The 8,222-nt window shown below is 65.3% G+C and carries 7 protein-coding genes; 6 read left to right on the top strand and 1 reads right to left on the bottom strand.

Annotated elements, in window-relative coordinates; all coding sequences use genetic code 11:
• Positions 1-29 precede the first annotated feature (29 nt).
• Entirely contained in the window at positions 30-920 is an 891-nt protein-coding gene (locus BRAO375_RS20480; protein ID WP_009029353.1) for an ABC transporter substrate-binding protein, read from the bottom strand.
• Positions 921-1,347: 427 nt separating this feature from the next.
• On the opposite strand from BRAO375_RS20480, the gene BRAO375_RS20475 reads away from it, so the two are divergent.
• From BRAO375_RS20475 to BRAO375_RS20450, 6 genes are all read left to right on the top strand, one after another.
• Entirely contained in the window at positions 1,348-2,172 is an 825-nt protein-coding gene (locus BRAO375_RS20475; protein WP_009029352.1) for an ABC transporter permease, read from the top strand.
• Complete coding sequence (locus tag BRAO375_RS20470) at positions 2,172-3,236, top strand: ABC transporter ATP-binding protein (RefSeq protein WP_009029351.1); 1,065 nt, start codon at positions 2,172-2,174, stop codon at positions 3,234-3,236. The genes BRAO375_RS20475 and BRAO375_RS20470 overlap by 1 nt, the downstream gene beginning before the upstream one ends.
• A 30-nt stretch (positions 3,237-3,266) precedes the next feature.
• Positions 3,267-4,298: an ABC transporter substrate-binding protein gene (locus BRAO375_RS20465; protein ID WP_009029350.1), complete on the top strand. Its 1,032-nt coding sequence runs from the start codon at positions 3,267-3,269 to the stop codon at positions 4,296-4,298.
• 82 nt (positions 4,299-4,380) lie between these two features.
• On the top strand, positions 4,381-5,211 hold the full coding sequence (locus BRAO375_RS20460; protein WP_009029349.1) for an ABC transporter permease: 831 nt from the start codon (positions 4,381-4,383) through the stop codon (positions 5,209-5,211).
• 259 nt (positions 5,212-5,470) lie between these two features.
• On the top strand, positions 5,471-7,084 hold the full coding sequence (locus BRAO375_RS20455; RefSeq protein WP_009029348.1) for an amidohydrolase family protein: 1,614 nt from the start codon (positions 5,471-5,473) through the stop codon (positions 7,082-7,084).
• The gene (locus BRAO375_RS20450) at positions 7,081-8,091 is read left to right on the top strand and encodes a CobW family GTP-binding protein (RefSeq protein ID WP_009029347.1); all 1,011 of its coding nucleotides are present in this window, start codon (positions 7,081-7,083) and stop codon (positions 8,089-8,091) included. The genes BRAO375_RS20455 and BRAO375_RS20450 overlap by 4 nt, the downstream gene beginning before the upstream one ends.
• The last annotated feature ends 131 nt before the right edge of the window (positions 8,092-8,222 follow it).

Here is an 8,222-nt window from a genome sequence, read left to right as displayed (position 1 = left end):
TGATGAAGCGTTGGCAGAGCAGGCTGGGATTAGTCCGCCGTCAGGATGTCCGGCGCCTTGAAGTTCGCCGGATCGAGCTGCCACTTCTTCAACAGCTCCTGGTGGATGCCCTCCTTCTGCACCTCGATCAGGGCGGCCAGCACGGCGTCGCGGAACTTGGGCTTGTCCTTCGGCACGGCGATGCCGACCGAATAGGGAATGGTCACGGCGATCGCCTTCTCCAGCTTGTCCGGATAGGCCTTCACCGCCTGGTCGACCGTGTTGACGTCGTTGATGTAGGTGTCGGCGCGGCCGGCGAGGATGGCCTGGATGCAGTTGGCGTTGTTGTCGTAGAGCTGGATCGTCGGCTCAGGCTTGCCGGCTTCCTTGCATTTCGGGGCGAGATCCTGGATCAGCGGCACCTCGACATAGCCGGTGTTCTCGGCCGCGGCCGCGCCGCACAGCGACAGATTGATGCCGTTGATGCCCTTCGGATTGCCCTTGGCGACCAGCACGCCGTCGAACACCTTGGAATAGGTGATGAAGTCGGCGGCCTTGGCGCGTTCCTTGGTGGCGTAGATGTCCGAGATGACGATGTCGGCCTGGCCGCTCGCGAGCGTCGTCAGCAATGCGGCGAATGTGACCGGCTTGTAGGTCAGCTTGAAGCCGAGGCAGTCGCCGATCGCTTCGCCGAGATCGATGTCGAAGCCGACATATTTGCTCGGATCCTTCGGGTCGATCGACTCATAGCCCGGCGTGTGCGGGTTGATGGCGTTGACCAGCGTCTTGCCCTTCCAGTCCGGATATTTCTCCTTCAGCGCCGCGCAGCCCGCCGGTGTCGCCGCCTGCGCGTCGATGGGGGCGAGAAGCCCCACCGCGATGATGGCGCCGAGCGCGGCAAGCCACGCGCGTCGCGCTCCAGTGAATAGCCTCGTCTGCATGTGCCAGCTCCTTCGAACGGTGATGTCGCGCTGGTCCGGCGGTGCATGGGTGCCGTCGCCCCGGTCCAAGCTCAGGAGCAAGCTTAGGTGCGGGCGCGGACGGATGACTTGTCCGTGGGCGCACAAAAAATTGGATCGCGCCGGTGCAAGAATTGAGCACGCATTGCCCAAAACGACGCCGCTCCAGGAGGAGCTGCCGATCGGGGTGTGATCTTCCGAGTCATTACACGAATTTCCGTGAATCAGAAATTCGTCGAGAGCCGAGATGGAACGGCCAGTGGCCCACGCGTCAGGCTCGTGGCACTGGATGGCGGTTCGCCCATGCACATGTGCATTGCGATAAGCCGCCTCGCGGGCTTGGCGGCAGCGGAGCTGCCGACTACGATGCCATCGCGCAACGTGCTCTTTGTTTGTTGAGGTGTCTGCAATGCTGTTCCGTTTTACGGGACAATTGTCGTTTGGCCAATTCGCAGTGCGGACACTGATCGCTGTCGCCTATGCCATCATCTTCGCGCCGGTCGTCATGATCGTGATGACGAGCTTCTTTGCGCAGGAGATCGTCAGCTTCCCGCCGTCGGGGCTGTCGCTGAAATGGTACGCGAACGCGCTGAGCAAGCCGGAATTCTTGCGTGGCCTCGTCACCAGTTTCCAGGTGGCGCTGCTCGCGACCGCGATCGGCGTGCCGCTCGGCACCGCCGCTGCGCTCGCGATCGTGCGCGGCGAATTCCGAGGGCGGCAGGCGCTGTCGTCGTTCCTGCTGGCGCCGCTCGCGGTCCCCGGCGTGGTCGCCGGCTCCGGCCTGTACATGTTCTACGTGCTGGCCGAGGATCTGCTCGACCGCGACATCAAGGCGACCACCGAGGGCCTCGTCGCCGCGCATACGCTGCTGGCCATCCCGTGGACCGTGCGCCTCGTCGTCGCCAGCCTGCAGGGCCTCGACCGCGCCGCCGAGGAGGCGGCTGCCAATCTCGGTGCCAGCCCCTTCACGGTCTTTCGGCGCATCACCCTGCCGATGATGCGCTCGGGGATCGTCGCCGCCGCGATGTTCTCTTTCATCCAGAGCTTTGAGAATCTCGATCTGTCGATGCTGCTGGTCGGCCCCGGACGGATCACGCTTCCTGTGGCCATGCTCAACTATCTCGAATTCCGCATCGATCCGACGCTCGCCGCCGTCGCCACCGTGCAGATCGCGCTGGTCGGACTGTTGATGGTGATCACCGACCGCTTCGTCAAACTGTCGCGGGTGGTGTGATGGCGCAGCTCACTCTCGAGAAGCTCACCAAGCGCTTCGGCACCTCGATCGGCGTTGAGAGCCTCGATCTCTCCGTCAATGAGGGCGAACTGGTCGCGCTGCTCGGCCCGTCCGGCTGCGGCAAGACGACGACGTTGCGCATGGTCGCGGGCTTCCTGCCGCCGACCAGCGGCCGCGTGCTGTTCGATCGCGAGGACGTCACGCAACTGCCGGCCTACAAGCGCGCCACCGGCATGGTGTTCCAGTCCTACGCGCTGTTTCCGCATATGAGCGCGGCCGACAATGTCGGCTTCGGCCTGGAGATGCGCGGCCTCAACGCGGCCCAACGCAAGACGAAGATCGACGAGGCGCTGAAGCTGGTGCGGCTGTCGCATCTGGCCGACCGGCTGCCGCGGCAATTGTCCGGCGGCCAGCAGCAGCGCGTGGCGCTCGCGCGCGCGCTGGTGATCAATCCGCGCATCTTCCTGCTCGACGAGCCCCTGTCCAATCTCGACGCCAAGCTGCGCGCCGAGGTGCGGCTCGAGATCCGCGCGCTGCAGCAGCGGCTCGGGCTGACCACGCTGATGGTGACGCATGATCGCGAGGAGGCGCTGACGATGGCCGACCGCCTCGTGGTGATGGACGGCGGCCGCGTCCGCCAGATCGGCACTCCGCAGCAGCTGTATGATTCGCCGGTCGATGCGTTCGTCGCCGACTTCGTCGGCCGCTGCAACATTCTTTCGGGTCGGCGCGCGAATGAGCGCGAGTTCCGCACCACCGGCGGGCTGTTGCTGCCGACCGATGTCGCGAGCAGCGAGCGTGACGATGCGGACGCGTTCGCGCTGCGTCCCGAGCGGATCACTGTTGTGGCGGGTGAGACTGGTGAGGTTCGCGGCCGCGTGCAGGCCATTACCTATATGGGGGCGCAGACCGAATACGTGGTGGCGCTCGGTGACGAGACGTTGGTCGCGGTCAGGCCGACGCCGGACGCCGGTGAGCCGCTCGCCGCTCTCAAGCCTCATGATGCCGTGTCGCTGCAATGGGACCGCAAGGTCCCGCGTCTCGTGCCGCAAACATCGAAGTAAGATCGTTCATCCCAAGCGAGAGGTTCTCCCATGATTTCGCGACGTCATTTTCTCTCCGCCAGCGCCGGCGTCGCCGCGCTGGCCTCCGGCATGCCGACAGCCCGCGCCGAGGGCGGACAGGTCGTGGTCGGCACCTGGGGCGGCGACTATGGCCAGCTGCTCTCGGACATCATCGACAAGCCGATCATGGCGCCCAAGGGGTTCGAGATCGTGCAGGACGTCGCCAATGCCGATCCGCGCAAGACCAAGCTGCTCGCCGAGCGGCAGAGCCGGCGCGGCTCGATGGACGTATCGTGCCTGTCCGACAACGACGCCTACATCGTGTCGCAGTCCGACGTATTCGAGAAAATCGACGCGGCCCAGGTGAAGCGGCTGGACAAGGTGTTTCCGGAGCTCAAGAGCGACATCGCGATCCCGCACATCTATTCGGCGCAGGTGATCCTCTACAACACCAACCAGGTGAAGACGCCGCCGCAATCCTTCGCTGATCTCTGGGATCCGAAATGGCGCGGCAAGATCGGCCTTGCCGACATTCTCTATCCCAACAACACGCTGGCTGCGGCGCTCGCCGGCGGTGGCGGCGTCAGCAATCTCGATCCGGCCGAGAAGAAGCTGATGGAATGGCGCTCGCTCGACGTGAAGATCTATCCGTCGAACGAGGCGCTGGCGGCGGCGCTGAAGTCGGAGGAGGTGTGGCTGACGACGATGTGGCTCGCCCGCGGCTTCATGTGGAAGAAGTCCGGCATTCCGCTCGCCCATGTCGTTCCGAAGGAGGGCACGCCGGCGATCGTGTTCCAGGCCTCGGTGCCGAAGAACGCCAAGAACAAGGCCGGCGGCTTCGCCTATCTCGACGCGATGCTCGACGCGAAGGCGCAGGGCGGCTTCGCTGACAAGATGGGCTATGTCCCGACCGTCACCGACGCCCCGCTGCCGGAGGACCTCGCCAAGCAGGTCAGCCTGACCGAGGCGGAGCGCGCGCGGCTGCTGAAGCCGGACTACGCCTATGCCGCGGGACGCTCGCAGCGCACGCTCGACTTCTGGAACAAGGAGTTCAAGGCGTAAGCCTGAACGATCTGGCTCCCGCGGCTTGGCCGCGGGGGCATTCGGCTTGTCAGCCGACTTATTCGTAATCGGAGCTCGCGCGATGGCGCTGCTGGTCGTTCCTGCCTGTCTTCTGGTCCTGGCGCTCCTGATCGGGCCGATGATCCTGATGTTCCGGATCTCGCTGAACCAGTTCAGCCCGACCCAACTGATGGTGCAGGCGCTGTCGCCGGACAATTACATCAAGGCCGCGACGGATCCGTACTACCAGCAGATCATCCTGGCGACGCTCGGAATCGCGCTGCTGTGCACCTTGCTGACCTTGATCCTGGCGTTTCCGGCGGCCTATTGGCTCGGCCGCATGGAGAGCCGCTGGAAGAGCCTGGTCGTGATCGCGACGCTGTTTCCACTCCTGGTCGGCAACGTCGTGCGCTCCGCCGGCTGGATGGCGCTGTTCGCCCGCGACGGCCTCGTCAACACGAGCCTGCTGAAGCTCGGCGTGATCTCGGCGCCGCTCGAGATCATGTACACGACCAAGGCGGTGATCATCGGCATCATCGCGGTGGTGCTGCCGTACATGATCCTGACGCTCTCGGCGGTGATCGAGAGCATCCCGCGCGATCTGGAATATGCCGCCGCCAATCTGGGCGCCTCCGGCGCGCGGGTGTTCTGGCGGGTGATCCTGCCGCTGTCCGGTCCCGGCGTCGCCGCCGGCTCGATCCTGGTGTTCGTTTTGTGCATGAACACCTATGCAACGGCGGTGCTTCTCGGCGGCCCGCGATTCAAGATGATGGCGCCTGCGGTGTACGACCAGTTCGTGCGCGGCAATAATTGGCCGATGGGCGCCGCGCTGGCCTTCATGCTGCTCGCGGTGACCATGGCGTTCACCGTGTTCGGCAGCGTGGCGTTCGCGCGGAAGTATCGGACGGGATAGGGCTAAGAATGTGTGGCGCGAGAACTTTGCCGCGCGGCCGGTGTAACCTCTCCCCGCCTGCGGGGAGAGGTCGGATGGCATCGATAGATGCCATCCGGGTGAGGGGGTACAGGTCTCACCACATACACTTCCCGCGCGGCGGCCCCTCACCCCAACCCTCTCAGCGCGAGCGAAGCTCGTCGCGGCCCCGTGAAGAACGGGGAGAGGGAGCGTACCGTCTCCTTCGCTGGTAGTTCGGGATAACAAGGATAGAAACGGCATGACCGACACACTGCCGGGCGATGAGCTCGCCTTCATCCGGAACAAGGGCGCGGCGCCGATCGTGCCGAAGGCGACGACGCGGGATCGCGGGATCGGGCCGTTCAAGCGGCTGGCGCTGCGCAGCGCCACCGTGATCGACGGCACCGGTGCGCCGCCGATCGGGCCGGTGGACATCATCGTCGAGCAGGGGCGCATCGTCAGCATCAAGAAGGTCGTCGGCTACGGCTATGCCGGCAACGCCGGCGAGCCGGCCGATCACGAGATCGACTGCCGCGGCAAATGGGTGACGCCCGGCTTCGTCGACTGCCATGCCCATGCGGGCGTCGCCTATCACTCCGCCAATGGCTGGGTGCCACCGGTCGACTACGTCTACAAGCTCTGGCTGGCGCACGGCGTCACCACGGTGCGCGAGATGGGCTCGATGAACGGCCTGTCCTGGATGCTGGACCAGAAAGAGCGCGCCGAGAACAATACGATCGCTGCACCGCGGCTGCTCGCCTATGCCTATTTCCCGGCCGTCAACGACATGGTCAAGACGATCTACACGCCGGAGCAGGGACGGGAGTGGCTGCGCGCAGTCAAGGAGCGCGGGGCAGACGGCATCAAGTTCTTCGGTGCGCCGCCCGCGATCATGGAAGCCGCGCTCGACGAGTGCAAACAGATCGGCCTGCGCACCGGCTGCCACCACGCCCAGATGGCGGTGTCGCGCATGAACGCGCTGACCACGGCGAAATGGGGCCTGACCAGCGCCGAGCATTATTACGGCCTGCCGGAGGCGCTGTTCGAGGATCGGGTCATCCAGAATTTCCCGCTCGACTATAACTATACGGATGAATATTTCCGCTTCTCGGTCTCGGGCCAGATGTTCAGGCAGGGCGCCGAACCGGGCTCGGCGAAGTGGAACGAGGTGCTGGAGCAGTTCCTGGAGATCGGCTTCACCTTCGTGCCGACGTTCACGATCTACGATGCCAACCGTGATCTGATGCGGGCGCGCCAGGCCTATTGGCATAAGGAGTACACCTGGAAGTCGATGTGGGACTACTTCACGCCGCAGCGCGGCGGCCATGGCTCCTACTGGTATCGCTGGTCGACCCAGAACGAGATCGAGTGGAAGGAGAACTACCGGCTGTGGATGGCGTTCATCAACGAGTACAAGAACCGCGGCGGCCGCGTCTGCACCGGCTCGGATTCCGGCTTCATCTACCAGATCTTCGGCTTCGGCTACGTCCGCGAGCTTGAGCTGTTGCAGGAGGCGGGCTTCCATCCGCTGGAAGTGATCCGCTCGGCGACCTCGCAAGGCGCGGCGCTGTGCGGCCTGGAGAATGAGATCGGCACGGTCGATGTCGGGATGCGCGCCGACCTGCTGGTGCATGACCACAATCCGCTGACCGACTTCAAGCTGCTCTACGGCACCGGCGCCATGCGCTTCAACGACGCGACCAATGCGGTCGAATGGCATCGCGGTCTGAAATACACCATCAAGGACGGCATCATCTACGACACCGAGGAGCTGCTGGCCGACGTGCGCGAGCTGGTGAAAGCGAGCTGGGAGAGCGACGTGCCGGAGAAGTACGTCACCAAGAATAAAGACAAGGACGCGGCGGCGCCATGAGCGCCGGCGTCATCGACTTTTTCGTCCTGACCGGTTTCCTCGGCTCCGGCAAGACCACGCTGCTGCGCGACGTGCTGACCGCGGAGACGGCGTCGGATACGGCCGTGATCGTCAACGAGGCCGGCGAGGTCGGGCTCGACGGCGTGCTGCTGCGCGAGAGCGGCGATGATGTGCCGATGGCGATGCTGTCGAACGGCTGCGTCTGCTGCCAGGTCGGCAGCGATCTCGCCTTCACCATCGATCGCCTGATCATGGCGCCGCGCCTCGATGGCTTGCCGCCGCTGAGCCGGATCATCCTGGAAACCTCCGGCCTGTCGATGCCCGGCCCGGTGCTGCGCCAGCTCGCGACCTTGGCCGAGCATCGCATGCGTGTGGCCGTCGTCGCCACCTACGATCTCACGCGCGGGCTTGCCGTCGCGACGTTTGAAGAGGCCGCCGCGCAATGGGCCGCGGCGCATCGCATCGTCGCGACGAAGGCCGATCTCGCGCCGGACGCTCTGACAGGAGCGCCGGTTGCGATCGCGCAGCTCAATCCGGTGGCCGAAGCCATCGTCGATAGGAATCGCGCGGCCGTCGTGTCGGCTGCATTCGCACCCTTGTCGTCAGCGCCGCCGCTGCGCGAGATCGCACCAGCGCTCGCCGCCGCGCATCCGCGGCTCGCGCTCTGTCTCGTGCGCCCGAACGCCGAGATCGCCTACGCCGATCTCGCCAGCTGGCTCGATAATGTCGCGGGCCGGCTCGGCGAACGCCTGCTGCGGATCAAGGGTCTGGTGAAGGTGCCCGAGGCGCCGCGGCCGCTGCTGGTGGAAAGCGTCGGCACGATGTTCTCGCCGCCGCGGCAACTGACGGCCGAGAAGCCGCCCGCGCCCTTCATCGTCGTGATCGCGCGCGACATCGTGCGCGCGGAGCTCGAGCAGGTCGAGCCATCGAGTCTGTTCACGTTCTCCTGGCGCGAGCCACAGCGCGGCGCAGCGGCGAGCGGCATCGGCGCGGAGTGGGTGACCTGAGCCGCTGCTAACAACTGCACAGCCCCAAGCCACCCGCCGTCATTCCGGGGCAATCGTGCACACGCGCTTGCGTGGGCGCGATTGAACCCGGAATCCCGAGGTTGGTGAAAACGACCGCAAGCCAAGCTCGG

It is taken from the genome of Bradyrhizobium sp. ORS 375 (assembly GCF_000239775.1).
Classification (GTDB): Bacteria; Pseudomonadota; Alphaproteobacteria; order Rhizobiales; family Xanthobacteraceae; genus Bradyrhizobium.
The sequence above is the reverse complement of the archived record's forward strand: the minus strand, read 5'-3'. Positions and strand labels throughout refer to the sequence as shown.

Coding starts and splice junctions, on each gene's coding strand:
- BRAO375_RS20480 (WP_009029353.1), bottom strand. CDS start 920: ATGCAGACGAGGCTATTCACTGGAGCGCGACGCGCGTGGCTTGCCGCG.
- BRAO375_RS20450 (WP_009029347.1), top strand. CDS start 7,081: ATGAGCGCCGGCGTCATCGACTTTTTCGTCCTGACCGGTTTCCTCGGC.
- BRAO375_RS20470 (WP_009029351.1), top strand. CDS start 2,172: ATGGCGCAGCTCACTCTCGAGAAGCTCACCAAGCGCTTCGGCACCTCG.
- BRAO375_RS20465 (WP_009029350.1), top strand. CDS start 3,267: ATGATTTCGCGACGTCATTTTCTCTCCGCCAGCGCCGGCGTCGCCGCG.
- BRAO375_RS20455 (WP_009029348.1), top strand. CDS start 5,471: ATGACCGACACACTGCCGGGCGATGAGCTCGCCTTCATCCGGAACAAG.
- BRAO375_RS20460 (WP_009029349.1), top strand. CDS start 4,381: ATGGCGCTGCTGGTCGTTCCTGCCTGTCTTCTGGTCCTGGCGCTCCTG.
- BRAO375_RS20475 (WP_009029352.1), top strand. CDS start 1,348: ATGCTGTTCCGTTTTACGGGACAATTGTCGTTTGGCCAATTCGCAGTG.